This is a genomic window from Nonomuraea sp. NPDC050404 (genome assembly GCF_040655495.1).
Lineage (GTDB): Bacteria > Actinomycetota > Actinomycetes > Streptosporangiales > Streptosporangiaceae > Nonomuraea.
This window is the reverse complement of record NZ_JBFAKB010000001.1, coordinates 1073786-1093752: the sequence shown is the minus strand read 5'-3', so window position 1 is coordinate 1093752 and position 19967 is coordinate 1073786. Positions and strand designations below refer to the sequence as shown.

The following is a 19967-nucleotide window of genomic DNA, read 5'->3' as shown; positions in this document are numbered from 1 at the left end:
CTAAAGGTCCCAGCGAGGGGCGTCGCTCTCCCTGACGAGGCCGTCCGCGCCGAAGATCAGGTACCGGTCGAGGTCGTCGGCGAACCAGCGGTCGTGCGTCACGGCCAGCACCGTTCCCTCATACGCCTCCAGCCCGACCTGCAATGCCTCCGCGCTGGCCAGGTCCAGGTTGTCCGTCGGCTCGTCGAGCAGCAGCAGAGTCGCCCCCGACAACTCCAGCAGCAGGATCTGCAGCCTGGCCTGCTGCCCGCCCGACAACGTCTCGAACGGCTGCCCGCCCGCCGGCGCCAGCTCGTAGCGGGCCAGCGCCGCCATCGCCTCGTTGCGGGTCATCGCGTGCTCGCCCATCACCACCTCGGCCGCCGCCCGCCCGTGCAGGTCGGGGCGCAGGTGCGTCTGGGCGAAGTGGCCGGGGGAGACCCTGGCGCCCAGGCGGGCGGTGCCGTGGTGCGCGATGGGCTCGCCCGCCAGCAGGCGCAGGAAGTGGGACTTGCCGGTGCCGTTCATGCCGAGCACGCCGACGCGCTCGCCGTACCAGATCTCGGTGCTGAACGGCCGCAGCAGCCCCGACAGCTCCAGCTCGTCGCAGACGACCGCCCGCTTGCCGGTGCGCCCGCCGCGCAGCCGCATGCGCACGTTCTGCTCCTTGGGCGCGCGTCGCGGCGGCCCTGCCCGCTCGAAGCGCTCCAGCCGGGTCACCGCCGACCGGTACGCCCCCGCCAGCGCGTCGTTGTTCGCCGAGCGCTGCCGCAGCGTGTGCACCAGCCGCCGCAGCCTGGCCCGCTCCTCCTCCCACCGCTGCCGCAACTCCTCCAGCCGCTCCTTGCGCCGCCTGCGGGCCTCGGCGTAGCTCGCGAACCCGCCGCCGTGCACCCAGACCGTCCGCCCTTCGACGGTGATGATCCGATCGGCGGCCTCGGCCAGCAGCCGCCGATCGTGCGAGACGAGCAGCACCGTCTTGGCAGAGGCCCTGATCGCCCGCTCCAGCCACTGCTTGCCGCGTACGTCGAGGAAGTTGTCGGGCTCGTCGAGCAGCAGCACCTCATCGGGCCCGCGCAGCAGCGCCTCCAGCATGAGCCGCTTCTGCTCGCCGCCGGACAGCGTGGCCAGGCTCCGGTCCTTGATCCGCTCGTACGGCAGGCCCAGCGCCTCGGTGGCGCACACGTCCCACACCACCTCCAGCTCGTAGCCGCCCACGTCGGCGTAGTCGGCGATGGCCTGCGCGTAGGCGAGCTGTCCTGCCTCGTCGTCGCGCGCCGCGATCGCCGCCTCGGCCCGTTCGAGCGCGGCACACGCTTGCCGTACGCGGGCCGGCGCCACGTTGAGCAGCAGATCCCGTACGGTCCCCGTGCCGAGGAACTGCCGCATGACCCCGACACCGCCCGTGGCCGCCACCCGGCCCTCGACCGGCGTCACCTCGCCCGCGACGAGGCGCAACAACGTGCTCTTGCCCGCCCCGTTGGGCCCCACCAGCGCCGCCTTGGCGCCGTCGCCGACCTTGAACGACACCTCCAGCAACAACGGCCGCCCATCGGGCAGCAGGTAGGTCACCCCGCTCACTTCGACATGCCCCACGGGACTCTCCTTGCCTGCCCGACCGATCGTTGTCCCGGCCCGGCGATCGTCCAACCCGACCAACGTTCCACCAACTAGACCATCGATCCGGTTTGCGTACAACGTATTATCCGGGGATGGACAACGTGTGGTCGCGCGACCGGAAGGCCCCCCGGCAGAGGCTGACGCTGGAGCGGATCGTGGCGGAGGCGCTGGAACTGCTGGACGAGGAGGGCGTCGGCCGGCTGACCATGCGCCGCCTGGCCGAACGCCTGGACACCGGCTCGACCACCCTCTACTGGCACGTCAAGACCAAGGACGACGTGCTGGACCTGGCCCTGGACGCCGTCTTCCGCGAGGTCCGCCTGGACGCTCTCGAACACGAAAACACGGGGCTGGACGCGCATGGCGGGAGTGCGGGGCTGGGCGGGAGTGCAGCGCGTGGCGGAAGTGGAGGGCTGGGCGGGACTGCGCGGTCGGGGGAGCGTGGCGGGGGTGTGGGGCTCGGGTCCGGCGTGGGGGTGGGTTCGGGTGGGGACTGGCGGGGGCCGGTGCGTGGGTTGATGCGGGGCTGGCGGGCGGCGCTGCTGCGGCATCCGTGGTCGGCGGCCCTCCTGGACCGCCCGCTCATGGGCCCGAACGCGCTGGAACGCACGGAGTTCCTGTACGAGCGGCTGATCGCGGCCGGGTTCACCGCCCCGAAGGCCGCGGCCTACAGTCTGTCCAACTACGTCATGGGGTCGGTCATCATGCAGGTGACGTGGCAGGACAGTGACGAGGCCGACACCGGAGACTTCCTGCGCGAACGCGGCGGGCGCTACCCGGCCCTCGCCGAGCACGGCCTGGACCACGAGTGGGACGCCACGTTCGACGAGGGCCTGGGCTACCTCCTCGACGGCATGGAACAGTCCCGCGCGGGAAGATGAGGCAGGTCAACGTCGATCAGCAGCTGCACAGCAGGCCGCGCAGGGCCGTCTCCAGGCACAGGCTCGATTGGGCGGGGGTCGGCCAGGGGAAGCGCACGAGTGACTCGTCAACGCGCACCGTCGCCCCGTACCGGTCCAGCTCCCACAACCACACATCCCCGGCCGGCTCCCCGAGTTGCCGTGTCACCCCGGCGGTGAGCTGGGGGCGGTGGGAGGAGTTGACGTGTTCGAGGACCCGTTCGGCCGTCTCGGTGAGCGGGTCGGGCGACGCGCCGAGGTAGTCGTCGGCGTCCAGCACCCCCGACTCCTGGCCCGTGAGGTACACCACCTGGCCCACGTCCAACCGCAGCAACTGGGGCGCGTCCGGCCGGCCGAACCGTTCCAGGGCCTCGAACAGGCTCTCGTCCGCCGAGTGCGCGGCCACCGCCACCGCCGCGGCGCGCGCCTCGGGCTCCGGTACGGCCTCCGCCCAGCCCTGCACCTCGATCAGCCCGCGCGGGTGCGTGACGGTGCCCAGCTGCCGCATCGCCGTCAGGTTCACCGCCACGACGGCGTCGGCGCGCAGGCCGTGCAGCGCCTCGCCGGGCCGTACCAGAAGTATCGGCCGGCCGCGCTCGTCCACCCCGCCGCGTGCGGGCGAGGGGGCGCCGTCCACGGAGAGCTTGGCGACGTCGGCCGTCGCGGCGAGGGTGCGGACCCGCTCGGGGATCGGCAGCATGGCGCCTCCTTGAGGGCAACTTTAATGGTAGGTTAGGCTTGCCTAAGTAAGGACTACCTAATCACATCGAGGTGAACGTGCGCTACACCGGCCCGAAGGTGCGACTGTCTCGTCGCGCGGGCGTCCCGCTGACCAGGAAAGCCGTCCGCTACTTCGAACAGCGCCCCTACCCGCCGGGCGAGCACGGCCGCAAGACCAACCGCCGCAACACCGGCGACTACGGGATGCGGCTGATGGAGAAGCAGAAGCTGCGCTGGTACTACGACGTGTCCGAGCGCCAGCTGCGCCGCTACTGGGACCTGGCCGTGCGCAAGTCCGGCGCGTCGGGCACGGAGCTGGTCACACTGCTGGAGACCCGCCTGGCCTCGCTCGTCCTGCGTTCCGGCCTGGCGCCGTCGATCTACGCGGCCAGGCAGTTCGTCAACCACGGGCACATCGCCGTGGACGGCCGGAAGGTGGACATCCCGAGCTACCTGGTCAAGCCGGGTCAGGTGATCACGGTACGGGAGCGCTCGCGCAAGATGCAGCCCTTCGTGGCCGCCGCCGAGGGCATCTACGCCGACGAGCGCACCGCCGCGTACCTGTCGGTAGAGCTGTCCGAGCTGCGCTTCACCCTGGTGAACCGGCCCGAGCGCGAGCAGATCGCGATCCCGGTGGACGAGCAGCTCGTGGTCGAGTTCTACTCTCGCTGACTCACGTACGGGCAGGGCCCGGGGGAGACGGTCATCGTCGTGACCGCCTCCCCCGGGCCTTCTTCTTGGAGGAGGTGGGCGCGCCGGACGGTCTCGACATCGTGGACGCGGCGGCCTCCGCCGGGGACAGGCCGCGTAGTTCGGCGACCTCCTTGCGCAGTTCGGCCAGTTCGTCCAGGATCTGCCGCGTGTTGGCCGTGGTGTCCTCAAGGGTTTGCTGCGTGCGGGCCGTGGTCTCCCGCAGGACCTGCTGGGTGTGGGCCGAGGTATCCTCCAGGGCGGCCAGTTCCTCGGCCCGCTCCTCGGCGTTCTCCTCGTCCATCGCGCTCACCACGACGGCGAGGAAGAGGTTCAGCACGACGAAGGTGCACACCAGGATGAAGATGGTGAAGAAGATCCAGGCCGACGGATGCCGCTCCATCACCTCCCTGGCGATGTTGCCCCAGTCGTCGCCCGTCATCGTCTGGTAGAGGGTGAACAGCGAGGTCGGCAGGCTGCCGAAACGGTCGGGCGCGGTCTGTCCGTAGAGCTTGGTGGCCATCACGGCCGCCACGTACAAGACCAGCGAGAGCAGCACCACGATCGAGCTCATCCCGGGCATCGCGCGCAGCAGCGCCGAGACCACCCGCCGCAGGCTCGGCACGACCGACAGCAGCCGCAGCACCCGCAGGATGCGCAGGGCGCGCAGCACCGACAGGCCGCCGGTGGTGGAGGCGAAGGCGATGGCGACGATGAGGGTGTCGAAGATGTTCCACGGGTCGCGTGGGAAGGCGGCGCGCTCGACGTAGAGCTTGGCGATCAGCTCGGCGGCGAAGATGTAGAGCGCGATGTGGTCGATCACGGTCAGCAGCGTGCCGTGGCTCTCCACGACGGCGGGGAAGGTCTCCAGGCCGAGCGTGGCGGCGTTCACCAGGATGACAGCGATGATGAATCGCTGGAAATGCCGATGGGCGAGTACGGCACGGGTGCGTTCACGCACGGGGGAATGCTCCTCAGAGGTCGATCATATGCCGTCCCATGATGACGCAACATGATCAAGAGGAGGACTGTGGTATAAAACCCACCGGACGTGTTGAACGGAGGGGGCCGAGCGACCGTGTCGTATCCCAATTACGGGCCTGGTTATTACGGCCCGCCGCTGAGCCACCCCAACGGCGCCACCATTCTCGTGCTGGGCATTCTGAGCCTGGTGGTCTGCCAGATTCTCGGTCCCTTCGCCTGGTCGATGGGCAACAAGGCGCTCCAGGAGATCGACGCGAGCGGCCAGCACTACGAGAACCGCGGCCAGATCCAGGCCGGGAAGATCTGCGGCATCATCTCCTCGGTGATGATGATCGCCACCATCGGCGGCATGTTGTTGTTCGTGGCCATCGCCCTCATGGGCGGAGCCTTCTCCTCGGCCGGCTACTAGCGCCCACCCGAGCCGGTCGCGCCGAAGTCGCCCAGTCCCGCCTCCAGCAGGTCGAAGGCCCTTTCCGCCTGCGCTCTCAGCGACGGCCCGATCCGCTCCCACGGCTCGCCCGCCAGCATCATGGCCATGGCGTGATCGCTCAGGATCCGCGTGGTGTTGAGGACGTGCGCGGCCACCACCTTCGGGGCGAGATCGCCGGGGTCGCTGCCCAGCTCCTCGGCCAGCGCCCGCGCCAGGCCCTCCTCCCGCTCCACCCCCAGCTCGCGTAGCCGGGCCACCAGCGCCGGGCTGGCGTTGACGACGCCGGCGAAGACGTCGTTGCCGTCGTTGAGCCCGTAGCGCCAGTCGCGCGTGTCGATCGCGTCGAGATAGTCGCGCCTGAACGCGCCCGCCACGCTCTCACCGGGACCGCGCTCGCGCAGCACCCGCTGCGGCAGCTCCACCGCCAGGTCGTGCCGGTCGGCGAACAGGTCCTCCTTCGTCCTGAAGTAGTTGAACACCGTGTTGACCGACACGTCGGCGGCCTGCGCCACCTCGGCCACCGTCACGTTGTCGAACCCCCGGGCGATGAACAGGCCCGTCGCGATGTCCGAGATCCGCTCCCTGGTCTCGCGCTTCTTCCGCTCCCGCAACCCCTCTTGCATGCCGTCATCGTACCAAGTTTGCAGTGACACCAAAATTGTGGTTACTTAAATTTTGGAGGCGATGAAATGATCAAGACATCGGGTCTGAGCAAGACCTTCAAGGGCGGCGTCGAAGCCGTCGCGGGCGTGGACATCTCGGTGGAGCCCGGCCAGATCGTCGGGTTCCTCGGCCCCAATGGGGCGGGCAAGACGACGACCATGCGCATGCTGACCACGCTGCTGCGCCCCACCGCCGGCACCGCCACGGTGGCCGGCCAGGACCTGGTCGGCGCGCCGAAGGAGGTGCGCAGGCGCATCGGCTACGTCGCCCAGGGCAGCGGGATGCCGCCCGTCTCCCCGGTGAAGGGCGAACTGCGACTGCAGGGCCTGCTGTACGGCCTGAGCCGCGCCCAGGTCGCCGCCAGGGCCGCGGACGTGCTGGCCCGGCTGGAGCTCACCGGCCTGGAGACCAGGATCCCCGCCACGCTCTCCGGAGGGCAGCGCCGCCGCTTCGACATCGCGTTCGCGCTGCTGCACGAGCCGGTGCTGCTCTTCCTCGACGAGCCGACGACCGGCCTGGACCCGCAGAGCCGGGCCAACCTGTGGGCGCACATCCGCTCGCTGCGTGAGGAGAAGGGCATGACGGTCTTCCTGACCACCCACTACCTGGACGAGGCCGACGCGCTCTGCGACCGCGTGCTGATCATCGACCACGGCCGCATCGTGGCCGAGGGCGCCCCGGCCGAGCTGAAGACCGGCGGGCGCACGCTCGACGACGTGTTCCTCGACATCACCGGCAGGTCGCTGCGCGAGGACAACGAGCCGGCCGGGACGGTGGCGTGATGTTGCGCGACACCTGGGTGCTGTTCCGCCACGACCTCGACGTCACGCTCCAGCAGAAGATCAGCCTCGTCTTCGGCGTGGTTCAGCCGATGTTGTTCCTGGTGTTGTTCGGGCCGATCTTCGCCACGATCGGCACATGGGAGACGCTGGTGCCGGGCCTGATCGTGCAGCTCGGGCTGATGAGCACGGGCATGGCGGGGTTCGGCGTGGTCTTCGACAAGCGCACGGGCGTGCTGGAGCGCCTGCGCGTCACCCCGGCCAGCCGCCTGGCGCTGCTGCTGGGGCGGGTGCTCAACAACGTCGTCACGCTGGCCGCGCAGACGGTGCTGCTGCTCGTGGCGGCCTTCGCCTTCGGCCTGCGCGCCCCCGTGCTCGGGCTGGCGGCCGGGTTCGTGCTCGTCGCGGTGCTGGGGGCGAGCCTGGCCGCGCTGTCGTACGCGATCGCGCTGACCATGAACGAGCAGCTCTTCCCGCCGGTGATGAGCACGGCGGTGGTGCCGCTGGTCCTGCTGTCCGGCTCGTTCCTGCCGATGTCGATGGCGCCGGCCTGGCTCGACGGCCTCTCGCACGTCAGCCCGTTCAGGTACGTGCTGGAGGCCCTGCGCGAGCTGTTCCACGGCCGCTACCTGACCGGCACCGTGGGCGTCGGCGTGGCGGTGACCGTGCTCTTCGCGGTGATCAGCCTGACGATCGGGACCCGCGTGTTCAACCGCGAGCACGCCTAGAGCGAGGCGGGAGGGGCCTGCCCCAGCCTGGCCCCTCCCGTGCGGAGAGGTCAGGCCGCGCTCTTGGCCCGCCGTTTCAGGGCGGCGATGATCCCGGCCGGGTCCACGGTCCCGTACCCGTAGTCGTAGTCGAACCCGACCTCGCTGCGGTCCTCCGCCGTCCTGCGCAGCAGCGCCCGCAGCTGGGCCGGCGACAGCCGGCTCACCGGCCAGCGGGTGCGCACCGCGGCCACGAGCCCGGCCGCCACCGGCGCCGCCGCCGAGGTGCCGGAGTCGGGCTCGCGGGCGCCGAACGCCCCGGACCCGGAGAAGTGCGTGTAGGCGCAGACATCGGGCTTGCGGGCGGTCAGCCGGCCGGGACCCTGCGAGGAGTAGCCCACCCGCCCGCCGTTGACGTCCACGCCACCCACCGACAGCGCCCTCGGATGGGAGTTGGCGCCCACGATGGGCCGGTTGGGGTGGGCGCAGCGGCCGTCGGGGCACTCGCGCCCGCAGTTCCCCGCCGCGAACAACACGTCGGCGCCCGCCCTGTCGAGGGCGCCCACCATGAGGTTGAACGGGTGCGCGGCGTTGTCGGAGTAGTTGCCCGGATGCCCCACGGGAAAGTCCCAGTCCGGGGAGAACGACCCCCACGAGTTGCTGACCACCAGTGCCCTGGACTCGGCCGGCTGGGCGTCGAGCACGGTACGCAGGTGCGCGAAGGCCGCCACCGCGTCCGACAGCAGCCCGTCCAGCGCCGAGCCGCCCGGCCGGGCCGACAGCAGCACCGGGATGTCGATCAGGGTGGCCTGCGGGGCGGCGATGAGCGAGTCGAACGCGCACATCGTGCCGTGGCCGACCTCGAACTGGCCCGGCCTGCCGAGCGCGCCCGCCGGGTTCCAGCTCCGCCCGGCGTCCACCGTGACGCCCCTGCCGAGCTGCCTGGCCGTGTGGGCCGCGTTGATCCCGGTGTCCAGCACGGCCATCGCCACGCCGTCGCCGTCGAGCCCCTCCGCCAGCAGCCCCGCCACGTTCAGCAGCCGCTCCACGTCGTGCCAGTCGCCGACCGGCGGATCGCCGCCACACGTCGGCGTGGACTCGATGACGGGATCGGCGAACACGCCCACCACGTCGGGCCGCAGGGCGGGCAGCAGGGTGACCCTGGCGGTCAGCTCGTCGTCCGAGATCGTGCCCCGTACCAGCACCGAGGCGTCCTCCGCGGCCAGCGAGTAGTCGAGCGGCTGGTTCAGCGAGAGCGGATCGCCGCCCGCCGCGGGGACGGGCCTGGGCACGGCCACGGGCAGGAAGGCGGGATCGAGCTCCACGCCGGGCAGCCCGTCGGCGACGTCGGCCGTGGTGGCGGTCTGGGCGGGGTCGGCGACCGCCGCGACCAGATCGGGGGAGGGACGAAGCTGGATCAGGATCCGCATGGTCACCGCCGGGAGGTATCTGGAGGGAAACGAACCATCCAACATTCACTCATCCGTACCGGCGCGTCCAGCGGATCTGAGGGGTTTTGACCTGCAGAAACTCCCTAAGCGGGGCGAAGTGGACGACATTTGTTCTGGGATGTCAGGCTTCCTTGTTTTCGGTCCGTTCACTACGGTGAAGCGTTATGACGCTCCAGGCGCAAAAGCCGGTCGATGACGGAGAAAAAGCACACTGGTTGGCGGTGCGGCCGAGGCTCATCCTCGCCAGCGCGTTCATGCTCTTCCTGGAGCTGGCGCTGATCCGATGGACCGGGTCGAACATCGTCCATCTCAGCTATTTCACCAATTTCGTGCTGCTCGGGTCCTTCCTCGGCATCGGGCTGGGCTTCCTGCGCGTGGGGCGTTCGCGGCGGCAGCCGTTCTACTCGCCCGTCGTCCTGGCCATCCTGGTCATCGTCGTGCTGACCTTCCCCGTCACGGTGGACAGGAACACCGAGGGCGTCCTGTACTGGACGAGCCTGTCCACCACCGGGCCGCCCGCCTGGGCGATCCTGCCGGTGATCTTCGCCGCCGCCGCGGTCGTGCTCATGGGGCCCGCCGAGCTCGTCGGGCGGTGCTTCCCCGAGCTGCCCCGCCTGGAGGCCTACCGCTACGACCTGATCGGCAGCCTGACCGGCATCGCGGCGTTCACGGCGCTGTCGTTCCTGAGCGCGCCGCCGGTGTTCTGGGGGATCATCGTGGCGGTCTGCTACGGGCTGCTGCTGGTGCCCAAGCCCCGGGCCCTGTACGTGGGCCTGGTGAGCGTGCCGTCGCTGGCCGTGGTCGGGCTGCTGCTGGCCGAGACCCTGACCGCCGGGGCGATCTGGTCGCCGTACTACAAGGTCACCACCGAGCAGAAGCAGATGCTCGGCATCCCCGTGCTCGACATCGCGGTCAACGGCATCCCGCACCAGCAGGCCACGCCCGCCTACGCCCGGCTGCAGTGGGAGGCCCAGTACGCCCTGCCGTACGAGCGCACCGCCAAGCCGCCCAAGGACGTGCTCATCGTCGGCGCCGGCAGCGGCACGGACGTGGCGATCGCCCTGTCCAAGGGCGCCCAGCGGGTGGACGCCGTCGAGATCGACCCCAAACTGCGCGAGCTGGGCGGCTCGGCCCACCCCGACAGGCCCTACGACGACCCGCGCGTCACCACCCACGTCACCGACGGCCGCGCCTTCCTGGAGCGCACCGACACCAAGTACGACCTGATCCTGTTCGCCCTGCCCGACTCGCTCACCCTCGTCTCCGGCGCCAGTTCGCTGCGCCTGGAGAGCTACCTGTTCACCGAGGAGGCCATGCGGGCGGCCCGCGAGCACCTGCGGCCGGGCGGCACGTTCTCGATGTACAACTACTACCGCGAGAGCTGGCTCGTGGACCGCCTCGCCTCGACCATGCAGAACGCCTTCGGCCACAAGCCGTGCGTGGACGTGGTCAGCACCAGCGGCCAGCAGGCCGTGATCACCGCCGGCCTGGTCGCCACCGACCAGCGCTGCGCCACCGAGTGGCCGGGCGCCGCCCCGGGCACGCCCGCGCCCGCCGGGGACGACCGGCCCTTCCTGTACCTCAAGGACGCCACGATCCCGCCGATCTACCTCATCACGCTCGGCCTGATCCTCATCGTCAGCCTGCTCGCGGTGCGCGCCGTGGCCGGTCCGTACCAGCGGATGCGGCCGTACGCGGACCTGTTCCTGCTGGGCGTGGCGTTCATGTTGCTGGAGACCAAGAGCGTGACCGGCTTCGCGCTGCTGTTCGGCACCACGTGGGTGGTCAACGCGATCGTCTTCGCCGGCGTGCTCGTCGCGGTGCTCGCCGCCGTCGAGGTGACCCGCCGCTTCCGCACCCCGCCCCTACCGGTCATGTACGGCGTGCTGCTCGCGGGCCTGCTGCTGGCCTGGCTCGTGCCGAACGAATGGTTGTTGTCGCTCCCGCTGCCGCTGCGCGCGGTGGTGGCCGTGGCGGTGGCGTTCTTCCCGATCTTCGTCGCGAACGTGGTGTTCGCCAAGCGCTTCGCCGACTCGGCCGACGCGACCACCTCCTTCGGCGCGAACCTGCTGGGCGCGATGGTCGGCGGCTGCCTGGAGTACGTGGCCCTGGTGATCGGCTACCAGGGCCTGATCATCGTCGCGGGCCTGTTGTACGTCGGCGCCTTCATCCTGCTGCCGAGGAAGAACTCCGTCCTGGCGTGACCGCGCCGGAAATGCCGAAGGGTATTTCCGAAATTCCCTATGTATCGCCTTGACCGACGGTCAGGTGAACGGTTTCCCGCGAAGGTTGCTTTGTCGGAGACCGCGAGGTGAGGTAGAGATACCAGCCATGCCTTGATCGCGATGATCGTTGTATGTGAAAAGGGAAACTCGTCTTTTCCAGAAGGAGGCAAGAGATCGGGGGTGACGTCCGGTAAACCCACGAGAAAAGGTGTAATCATGGCGACACAAGGGGCAGCAAGGATAGATGTCGAGCTCGCCCTGCGGCAGGAGACCGATCCGGTGCCCGCCGGCCGCGCCGACCAGATCGCCGCGGTGCTCCCGAAAGGAGTGCTGTTCGCGACCCCCGCGCCGCCCCCCGGCGGACGGACGCGGGTGCCGCAGGCGGAATGGGCACTCACCTCCGCCTGGCCCTACCAGGGCCGGACCGCCACCGGCACCGCCGTCATCCACTACGGCGCCGGTCACGAACGCCTCGTCAGGCCGATGATCATCGCCGACGGCTTCAACTACGGCCCCAGCGACCTGCCGGGGCTGTGGCACCACCTCAACGCCCCCTACCCGCCCCACCAGCAGCGCCTGCTGGACCAGCTCCTCGCCCAGGGCATCGACGTCGTGCTGCTCGGCTTCGGCGCCCGGCACACCCACATCCAGGCCAACGCCGGCGTGGCGGCCACCTGCATCCGCCGCGCCATCAGCGAGCGGGACGGCAACGCGCCGCTGATCGCCGGCGGGGTCGGCATGGGCGGGCTGATCGCCCGCTACGCGCTGGCGGAGATGGAGAACCGCGGGGAGGACCACCAGACCGCGACGTACCTGTCCTACGACGCGCCGCACAACGGCGCCTGGATCCCGCTCATCCTGCAGCAGCTCGCGCACTTCGCGGCGAGCCTCTCCCCGTCCGAACCCTGCCAGACGGCCCTGATCGCGAGTCCCGCCGCGCAACAGCTCCTGTGGGCGTGGGTCGAGAGCGGCCGCTACTCGGGACCCGTGGCCACCGCCAGCCCGGTGCGCACCGAGTTCCTGGAGGACCTGCGCCGCGTCGGCTGGTTCCCGGTGCGCCCGCGCAAGCTCGGCGTGGCCAACGGGGCCGCCGACGGCACCGGCAGGAACATGCCGGCCGACCAGCCCGTGTTCGAGTGGAGCGCGCTGGGCGGCCTGGTCGGCGCGACCGTGCGCACCCAGCCGGACCGCGGCACCAACCGGCACGTCGGCGGCATGCGGGCGGTGCCCATGTGGGCCAGCAAGAGCTACACCAGCGACGTGGCTCCGTTCGACGGCGTGCCGGGGGGCACGCTGCCCCTGTACGGCATGCTCGCCGACCGGCTCGGCGCGCCGATCGCGACCAAGTACCGCTCGGCCTGCTTCGTCCCGACCGTGAGCGCCGTGGCCCTCCAGTACGACCCCGTGGACTGGACGGTCGACCTCTACACCGACATCACCTCCCTGTCGCCCGAGCACAGCCAGCTCGACGACTTCCACTGCGACTCCCACAACTCCGAGCACGGCCAGGTGACCGCCACGCTGGCCGAGTGGATCCTCGGACAGCTCGGCAAGTAGCGTCGCGGGTGGCGGGCGGGCTCCCGCCGCGCCCGCCGCCCGTACCGCTCACCGCATCGGGGGAGACGAATGCTGGAAGAGATGTTGCCGGGGCACCCTAATCTGCTGGCCGACCCCTATCCCGCCTACGCCGAGCTGCGCGAGTCGGGCGCCCCGCACCTGGTACGGCTGCGCAGCGGCCTGTACGGCTGGCTCGTGACCCGCTACGACGACGCCCGCGCCGCGCTGACGGACCCGAGGCTGAGCAAGGACCCGCGGCACGCGCCGGACGACTGGCAGCAGGCGGGGCGGGGCCGGCCGCTGGAGGACCGCTCCGGTCTCGGCACCCACCTGCTCACCACCGACCCGCCCGAGCACACCCGGCTGCGCCGCCTGGTGTCCGGCTTCTTCACCGCGCGGCGGCTGGCGGAGCTGCGGCCGGGCATCGAGTCGGCCGCGCGCACCCTCGCTTCCCGGCTGACTCCCGGGGCCGACCTGGTGGCGGACTTCGCCTCGCCGCTGCAGGCCGGGGTGATCTGCGACGTGCTGGGCGTGCCCGAGCGCGACCGTACGGACTTCCGGCGGTGGACGACGGCCGTGGTGTCGTCCCAGGCGGGGCGGAACGACGCCAGGCGGGCGGCGCTGGGGGAACTGGGCGCGTACGTGCGCGGGCTGGTGGCCGCCAAGCGGCGGGCGCCGGGGGACGACGTCATCAGCGCGATGAGCGCCGCGGCCGGGGACGGGGACCGGCTGACGGAGGACGAGCTGCTGTCGATGATCTTCCTGCTGCTCGTCGCGGGGTACGAGACGACCATCGGGCTCATCGGGCTGGGCACGTACACGCTGCTGCGGCATCCCGCGCAGCTCGACCGGTTGCGCGCCCGCCCCGAGCTGATCGAGCGGGCCGTGGAGGAGCTGCTGCGCCACGACGGCCCCGTCGAGCTGGCCACCTGGCGTTTCGCGCTGGAGCCGGTGGAACTGGGCGGGGTACGCCTGGCGGCCGGGCAGCCGATCCTGGTGGCGCTGGCGGCGGCCAACCGGGACCCGCGGCGCTTCGCCGAGCCGGACCTGCCCGACCTCGATCGCGAGGACAACGGCCACCTGAGCTTCGGCCACGGGCCGCACTACTGCCTGGGCGCGCTGCTGGCCCGCATCGTCGGCGCTGCCGCACTGGCGGAGGTCGTCCGCCTGCCGGGGCTGGCGCTGGCCGTGCCGGAGGAGCGGCTGCGGTGGCGCGCCAGCCTGACGATCAGGGGGCCGCAGGAGCTGCCCGTGACATTCGGCCGGATCCCGGCCGGTCAGCCGCAGAGCTGATCGACGGACTCGCCGTCGCTTCCCTGGTTGTTGCGGGTGGGCGTCTGAGTGGGGGCCGCTGCGCGGGTCGTGGCCGGGGCCGAGGCGGTCACGCTCGGAGAGGCGCTCACGTTCGCGCTCTTGGCCTGGGCCGGACGGAGCGACTTGGCGATCGCCCGCTTCGAGGCCTGCCGGATCTTCGCCCAGTCGGCGTTGCCCGGATAGAAGTGCGGCGGCACGAACTGCAAGCTCGTCATCTTGGCGTCCTTGACCTTGACGGCCAGCTCCACCACCGGTTGCACCAGGTCGCGGGGGATGTTCGTCTGGGCCGCCCGCCTGGCCGCGCCGGCCAGCTTGTTGAAGTTGGCCAGGATCACGGTCGGCGTGGCCTGCTGGGCGAAGGCGCTGATGACGCAGCGCTGGCGGGCCATCCGGGAGAAGTCGTCGCTGCCGACGCGGGAGCGGCCGTACCAGAGGGCCTGCTCGCCGCTCAGCTTGCGGTTGCCGGCCCTGATCGTGCCGGCCGTGCCGTACAGGCCGCCCCACTTGACGTCCTGCTCGACCCGGATGCGCAGGCCGCCGATGGCGTCCACCAGGTCGGCGAAGCCGTACATGTTCATCAGCGCGTAGTAGTCGATCTTCAGGCCCAGGGTGTGGCCGATGGCGTCCATCAGCGCGCGAGGGCCCTTGTTCTTGCCGCCCATGAGCTGCGGGTGGTCGTTGGCGTACTGCCAGACCTCGTTGAGCAGGCCGCCGTTGGGCAGCTCCGCCAGGAAGCCGTTCGGGAACTGCTTGTGCAGCGGCGAACTGGTGGGGAAGCGGACGTGCTGCAGGTTGCGCGGCAGGCTGAACAGCACGGTGGCGCCGGTCTTGAGGTCCACGCTGGCCACGTTCATGCTGTCGGTGCGCACGCCGGTCCTGTTGCCGGCCGCGTCGCCGCCGATCAGCAGGAAGTTCACCCGGTCCTTGCCGTCCCAGGGGTCCTCGGGGTTCTGGGCCGCGTGCGACGCCTGCGTGTCGGGGTCGCTGGGGAAGATGCTGAACGCCTCACGCATGGTCACCACGGTGCTGGCGGTGAGCGCGAACGGCGACATCACCGCGACGCACAACAGGCCCACCACGACGCCGGTCACCATCTGGCCCTGCTGGTTGAGCCGGTTCGGGCCGAGCACCACGTACGAGGTGACCATCAGCGCGAACCAGGCCAGGGCGAGCACCGAGGCGCCGGCGATGACGACGACCATCATGCCGTCGTCTACCAGGGCGGCCGCGTTCGACAGGTTCCCGGCCACGCTCAGGCCGTAGGCCAGGAGGGCCAGCAGCAGGACCGCGTACACGCCGATCAGCACCAGCCCGGTACGCCGATGCCCGGCCCGCAGATGAGCGGCGCCGGGCACGATGGCGGACAGGGCGGTCCAGCCGAGCATGGAAGCGGTGGTCAGCGGTTTGGCGAAGCGCGGGACGGCCGAGCCGGAGCCGAAGGAGAACCTGCCGGTGCGCGGCCTCCCCGCGCCGGTGGGTTTCCCGGCTTTGTCGGGCTCACCCGGGCCGGTGGGCTTTCCCGAAGCGGGGGGCTTTCCCGGGCCGGTGGGTTTTCCCGAGGCGGTGGGCTTGCCCGAGCCGGAAGGCTTGCCCGCGCGGCCCTGGGGAGGGTCGGCGGGCCTGGACGGGCGAGATCGTCGCGTGGGGCGCCGCTTCCTGCCTTCTGGCACGGTCTCTTCCCCATCGCGATTACTCACACCCGGCTCCTTCAACGCCTACCAGGCAAAACTGACGTTTGCCCCCCGATCGGCACAAGATTGCCAGGATTCTAGTCCCCATACCTGGACATCAGAGACATGTGCTCAACCTGAGATGAACACCGCAGGTCAATCAGGAGACCGACGAGGACGACGCCATCCACGTATTGCACTGGTATGCCTGGCTTCTCTCATAGCCCTGACGGAACCACCGGCCGCTGTTGACCGGCTTGCCGTGGTCGCGCGGATAACCCGGATGGTCGCCCACCCGTCCGAAGAAGGTGAACAACTCGTTGCGCCGGGCCGAGTTCACCGGGTACGACGCCGCCACCGACCGCATCCACATGCCGCTCAGGCAGTTGGCCTGCAGTTCCAGGCGGCGGCTGAGCGCCAGCTTGCCGCTCTGGCTGCTGGAGGCCGTGGTGGAGCTCCACCACGAGTCCATCAGGCCGGTGAGGTTCTGGACGTGGTGGCCGTACTCGTGGGCCATCATGCCGATGATGCCGCCGTGCCAGGAGATGATCTGACCGTAGCCGAGCGCGTTGCCGCTGCCCTTGGCCATGGCCGAGGTGGAGGCGTAGATGGTGTTGTTGCGCGGGCAGTAGTACGGCACGATGCTGCCCGCCGACGGATAGTCGCCGCAGGCGCCCCTGCCCCGCACGGCCGCGATGGCGTAGTTGGGCGGGCTGAACCGGAAGCCCTGCTTCTCCAGTGCGGGCTTCCAGGCCCGGTCCATGCACTTGCCGGTCTTCAGGATCAGCGCCTTGAGCTGGCTGTGACTGAAGATGCTGGCGTTGCCCGCACGGCAGTTGAGCCTGGGCAGGATGCCGGCCCGGTACATGGAGTTGTTCTTCAGGCTCGTGTTGACCTGGACCCTGGCGGGCGGCGTGACCGTCGTCTCCGGCTCGTCGTCCTCGCTCTCCGAGGGGCTCGGGGTCGGCTCCTCGCTGCGGTCGGGGGTGTTCTCCGTGGTGTCCTGCGAGGGCTCGTACGACGGTTCGTCGGACGGGTCGTCCGACGGTTGCCAGGTCGGGATCGCCACCGGCGAGGAGTCGTCGGAGTCGGAGTCCGCGCCGTGCATCATGACCGCTCCGATGACGATCAGCACGAACAGGGCGGCCAGCGAGCCGAACACGGCGCCGAGCGCACCGAGCACGCCCATGCCCGACTTCTTGCGCGGCGGCGGGTAGTGCCCCCACTGCCGTGGTGGCGGCATGGGCGGCGGAGGAGGGGGCGGGGGCGGCGGCTGCCGGTGCGGCTGCCCGTACGGGGGCTGCCCGTGCGGAGGTTGCCCGTATGGAGGTTGCCCGTACGGAGGCTGCTGCCCGTACGGGGGCTGGCCGTAAGGGCCCTGCGGGTGGGGCTGCTGGTATCCGTGCCCCTGCTGCGGCGGCGGAGGCGGCGGGGGAGGAGGGGGAGGCGGTGGCTGCTGGTACGGGTTGCCCTGGCCGCCCTGCTGCTGCGGCTGGCGGTATCCGGGCGGCGGCCACGGCAACGAGTGTGGCCGCTGTGGCTGCCCGGGCCCCTGTGGCGGCGGTGGGTATTGCCCGTTCCCTGTCACCCTGTCTCCCCCGATGCCCCGTAATCCGAAATGCATGGCTTTGGATCGCGACTTGCCGGACCCTTGCCAAATTTGGGGCAAAAGCATACTGATTTCTCACCCGTCACGGATGTAGCAGTGCTCGGTTACAGTCCGAAATCATTCGAGGTGATCTCCGCTATCTCCCGGTCCCCGCGGGGGGCGGTGTCCTAGCTTTCTGAGCATGAATCTCCAGCAGCTCCGCTATGTGGTCGCGACTGCGGAGCACCGCACCATGACCGACGCGGCCAGGTCGCTCTACATCGCGCAGCCTGCGCTGTCCCGCGCGATCCGCGACCTCGAGCGGGAGCTCGGCATGACCCTCTTCGCCCGTTCGGGGCGCGGAGTGGTCGTCACCGCACAGGGACGCCGGGTGGTCAAGCTGGCAAGGGAGGCACTCGACGCCGTTCACGAGATCGAGGGCCTGGCCAACCAGAACACCGTCACCGAGGCGGAACTCCGCATCGCCGCCACCCCCAGTCTCGAACCCGGCCTCGCGGGACGGCTGCTGCCGGCCTACGCGGCCGACCACCCGGGAGTGCGCGTGCACATCGTGCGCTGCGACGGCAGAGACGGCGTCGTCAGCGCGATCAGGGACCAGCGGGCCGACCTCGGCCTCACGGACCTGCCCGTGCCCACCGATCTCATCACCCATCCCCTCGAACGCCAGGAGATCGTACTGATCTCCCCGCCGGGGCTCGAACTGCCCAATCCGGTGCCGATGGGCAAACTGCACGGCATGCGCCTGGCGCTGCCCGCCCGCGGCAGCATGCGGCGCAGGGAGCTCGAAGCGATGTTCGGCAAGTACGCGGTCACCCCGGTGGTCGTGCTCGAGACCGACGAACGCAACGGCTGGCTCAAGGCCGTGCGCGCCGGGCAGGCGTCGTTGTTGTGGTACCGCGGCATGGCCGAGCAGGCCGGACGCGCGGGCCTGGTGGTGCGCTCGCTCGAACCCGCGGTGCGTCGCGTCATAGCCGTGGTGCACGCCCGCCGCCGCCTGCCGCTCATCGCCCAGGACTTCCTGGCCACCGCGGAGAAGGGAACCGCCGCCTGACCCATCGGGAACGATCCATTTCCGCCTGGCACCCCACCTGACCCAGGCACAACAGCAAAGCCTGGCGCCCCACCCGACCGGGCACGACAGCAGAGCCTGGCGCTCCACCTGACCAGGCACGACAGCAGAGCCTGGCGCTCCACCTGACCAGGCACGACAGCAGAGCCTGGCGCTCCACCTGACCAGGCACGATCGCAGAGCCTGGCACCCAGGACCAGGCACTCGACAGCAGAGCCGGCACCCTGGACCAGGCACTCCGACAGCAGAGCCTGGCACCCAGGACCAGGCAACTCGGCAGCAGAGCCCCCCGGGGCCCGGCGACTGGCGCCGCGCCCCTGAAGGCCCGCGGAAGACGCGCTCCCGGCAAGGCTCGCGAAAGACGCGCTGTCAGCCTCTGATCCGCAGTACCTCCCCGGTGCCCGCCAGCGTGCCCCTGTTGGACACGTAGTAGGCGCCATCCGGCCCGGCCGCCACGCCCGTGGGCGTGAACAGGCCGTCCCCGGCGATGAGTGTCCTGGTGCCATCGCGTTCGACGCGGTACAGGGCGCCGGCCGGGTCGCCGGACAGCAGGCCGTTCGCGGCGATCTCCAGCACCAGCAGCCGGCCGCGCCGGTCGAAGGCGATGTCCACGATGTTGGTGAAGCCGGAGGCGTACACCTGCGGCGCCTGGCCCGGCGTCAGGCGCCACACTCCGGCTCCTCCCACGGGGAAGGGGAAGCCGGTGAGCTGCCCGACGTAGAGCGCGCCGTCGGGGCCGCGGGCCACGCTCGTGGGCACGGGGTGCATCGGCACCTCGCCGCCGCCGGGCCCCGGCACCGGGCGGACGTCGAACACGGCGACCGTCGAGATCCGGCCGCCGGGACGTACCCGCAGCAGGTCGTTGGCGCCCGCGTCCACGACCAGCGCGCCCTTGCCCTCGGGCAGCACCGCGTACGGCTGGCTGTCCGGGCCGGTCCCGGGCTGCCCCTGGTCGGGGTCGTTGGCGCTCTCGTACGCGCCCAGGTCGGCGATGCTGCGCCAGCGCCCGCCCGACGCCTTGACCAGCGTGGCGATCGCGGCCCCACCCGGGCCGAGCTGCGCGCGCCTGGCCGGGTCGGTGCCCAGCCCGATCGGGATGAGCAGGCCGCCGTCGGTCGCGGCCACGTCGTGCACGCCGAGCACCTCGCTCAGGTTCGGCGTGCCCAGGGAGGGCAGGCCGGTGACGACGCGGCGCTGCCTGCCGTGCGAGACGGCCGTCACGGCCCCGCTGGGGCCCAGGCAGAACGTCTGGTCCTGGGCGCCGGTGATGCACGGCCCGGAACCGCCCCGGCCCGCTTCGGCCACGTACAGGACGCCGTCGGGCCCGAAGTTGAGTCCTCGGGGGTTGTCCAGCCCGGAGGCGACCACCGTGATGGACGGTCCGGCGGAGGTGCGGGAAAGGGCGGCGGCCGGGTAGGCGGCCGCGGTGAGGGCGAGGGTCGCCGCGACGGCGGCGGTCAGGGTGGCGCGGCCGGCGGGCCTTGTGCGCGCTGCACGCATGGCCTGTGCGTAACACGGCGAGCGCCTGATGGCCAGGGCCCTGTCTCCATCGAGACACGAACGGGCTTCAGCGCGCGGGCGGGCATGACCGGGCGGGCGGA

General features: G+C 70.9%; 17 protein-coding genes. 9 read left to right on the top strand and 8 right to left on the bottom strand.

The features are described 5' to 3' along the window. Window positions 1-1575 (bottom strand): ATP-binding cassette domain-containing protein, encoded by a 1575-nt coding sequence (locus tag AB0I81_RS04805; RefSeq protein ID WP_360649905.1) that lies wholly within the window; start codon window positions 1573-1575, stop codon window positions 1-3. A gap of 116 nt (window positions 1576-1691) precedes the next feature. On the opposite strand from AB0I81_RS04805, the gene AB0I81_RS04800 reads away from it, so the two are divergent. Beyond that, complete coding sequence (locus tag AB0I81_RS04800) at window positions 1692-2480, top strand: TetR/AcrR family transcriptional regulator C-terminal domain-containing protein (RefSeq protein ID WP_360649902.1); 789 nt, start codon at window positions 1692-1694, stop codon at window positions 2478-2480. A 16-nt stretch (window positions 2481-2496) separates the two neighbouring features. Here AB0I81_RS04800 and AB0I81_RS04795 read toward each other — a convergent pair whose 3' ends face one another. Beyond that, complete coding sequence (locus tag AB0I81_RS04795; protein WP_360649899.1) at window positions 2497-3198, bottom strand: DUF2470 domain-containing protein; 702 nt, start codon at window positions 3196-3198, stop codon at window positions 2497-2499. A 77-nt stretch (window positions 3199-3275) separates the two neighbouring features. Between AB0I81_RS04795 and rpsD the strand changes: the two genes are divergently transcribed. Next, window positions 3276-3890 (top strand): 30S ribosomal protein S4, encoded by a 615-nt coding sequence (gene rpsD, locus AB0I81_RS04790; RefSeq protein ID WP_360650212.1) that lies wholly within the window; start codon window positions 3276-3278, stop codon window positions 3888-3890. A gap of 31 nt (window positions 3891-3921) precedes the next feature. Here the strand turns inward: rpsD and AB0I81_RS04785 are convergent, their stop codons facing one another. Beyond that, on the bottom strand, window positions 3922-4869 hold the full coding sequence (locus tag AB0I81_RS04785; RefSeq protein ID WP_360649897.1) for an ion transporter: 948 nt from the start codon (window positions 4867-4869) through the stop codon (window positions 3922-3924). A gap of 117 nt (window positions 4870-4986) precedes the next feature. Here AB0I81_RS04785 and AB0I81_RS04780 point away from each other — a divergent pair, with 117 nt between their 5' ends. After that, window positions 4987-5301: a DUF4190 domain-containing protein gene (locus AB0I81_RS04780; protein ID WP_360649894.1), complete on the top strand. Its 315-nt coding sequence runs from the start codon at window positions 4987-4989 to the stop codon at window positions 5299-5301. Here the strand turns inward: AB0I81_RS04780 and AB0I81_RS04775 are convergent. Next, a complete protein-coding gene (locus tag AB0I81_RS04775) occupies window positions 5298-5945 on the bottom strand; it encodes a TetR/AcrR family transcriptional regulator (protein WP_360649891.1) in 648 nt (215 codons plus the stop codon). The two genes, AB0I81_RS04780 and AB0I81_RS04775, sit on opposite strands and share 4 nt — an antisense overlap. A 66-nt stretch (window positions 5946-6011) precedes the next feature. Here AB0I81_RS04775 and AB0I81_RS04770 point away from each other — a divergent pair, with 66 nt between their 5' ends. Together AB0I81_RS04770 and AB0I81_RS04765 are read left to right on the top strand one after the other, a co-directional pair. Next, entirely contained in the window at window positions 6012-6767 is a 756-nt protein-coding gene (locus AB0I81_RS04770) for an ATP-binding cassette domain-containing protein (RefSeq protein WP_360649888.1), read from the top strand. Continuing rightward, complete coding sequence (locus AB0I81_RS04765) at window positions 6767-7492, top strand: ABC transporter permease (protein WP_360649885.1); 726 nt, start codon at window positions 6767-6769, stop codon at window positions 7490-7492. The genes AB0I81_RS04770 and AB0I81_RS04765 overlap by 1 nt, the downstream gene beginning before the upstream one ends. A 50-nt stretch (window positions 7493-7542) precedes the next feature. Here AB0I81_RS04765 and AB0I81_RS04760 read toward each other — a convergent pair whose 3' ends face one another. Then, window positions 7543-8901 (bottom strand): S8 family serine peptidase, encoded by a 1359-nt coding sequence (locus tag AB0I81_RS04760; protein ID WP_360650209.1) that lies wholly within the window; start codon window positions 8899-8901, stop codon window positions 7543-7545. A gap of 242 nt (window positions 8902-9143) precedes the next feature. Between AB0I81_RS04760 and AB0I81_RS04755 the strand changes: the two genes are divergently transcribed. The 3 genes from AB0I81_RS04755 to AB0I81_RS04745 all read left to right on the top strand — a co-directional run bounded on the left by AB0I81_RS04755 (window position 9144) and on the right by AB0I81_RS04745 (window position 13997). After that, window positions 9144-11126, top strand: a complete 1983-nt coding sequence (locus tag AB0I81_RS04755) for a spermidine synthase (protein ID WP_360649883.1) — start codon at window positions 9144-9146, stop codon at window positions 11124-11126. A gap of 237 nt (window positions 11127-11363) precedes the next feature. Beyond that, window positions 11364-12704 carry a hypothetical protein gene (locus AB0I81_RS04750; protein ID WP_360649880.1) on the top strand — a complete coding sequence of 447 codons (1341 nt, stop codon included), beginning with the start codon at window positions 11364-11366 and terminating at the stop codon, window positions 12702-12704. Between the two features lie 69 nt (window positions 12705-12773). Further along, window positions 12774-13997, top strand: coding sequence for a cytochrome P450 (locus AB0I81_RS04745; RefSeq protein WP_360649877.1), 1224 nt, complete (start codon window positions 12774-12776; stop codon window positions 13995-13997). Here the strand turns inward: AB0I81_RS04745 and AB0I81_RS04740 are convergent. Continuing rightward, on the bottom strand, window positions 13982-15715 hold the full coding sequence (locus AB0I81_RS04740; protein ID WP_360649874.1) for an LCP family protein: 1734 nt from the start codon (window positions 15713-15715) through the stop codon (window positions 13982-13984). The genes AB0I81_RS04745 and AB0I81_RS04740 overlap by 16 nt on opposite strands. A gap of 133 nt (window positions 15716-15848) precedes the next feature. Next, window positions 15849-16931 carry a neutral zinc metallopeptidase gene (locus AB0I81_RS04735; protein WP_360649872.1) on the bottom strand — a complete coding sequence of 361 codons (1083 nt, stop codon included), beginning with the start codon at window positions 16929-16931 and terminating at the stop codon, window positions 15849-15851. A gap of 547 nt (window positions 16932-17478) precedes the next feature. On the opposite strand from AB0I81_RS04735, the gene AB0I81_RS04730 reads away from it, so the two are divergent. Then, the gene (locus AB0I81_RS04730) at window positions 17479-18348 is read left to right on the top strand and encodes a LysR family transcriptional regulator (RefSeq protein WP_360649869.1); all 870 of its coding nucleotides are present in this window, start codon (window positions 17479-17481) and stop codon (window positions 18346-18348) included. Window positions 18349-18735: 387 nt separating this feature from the next. Here AB0I81_RS04730 and AB0I81_RS04725 read toward each other — a convergent pair whose 3' ends face one another. After that, on the bottom strand, window positions 18736-19866 hold the full coding sequence (locus AB0I81_RS04725) for a ScyD/ScyE family protein (protein WP_360649866.1): 1131 nt from the start codon (window positions 19864-19866) through the stop codon (window positions 18736-18738). Window positions 19867-19967 lie beyond the last annotated feature (101 nt).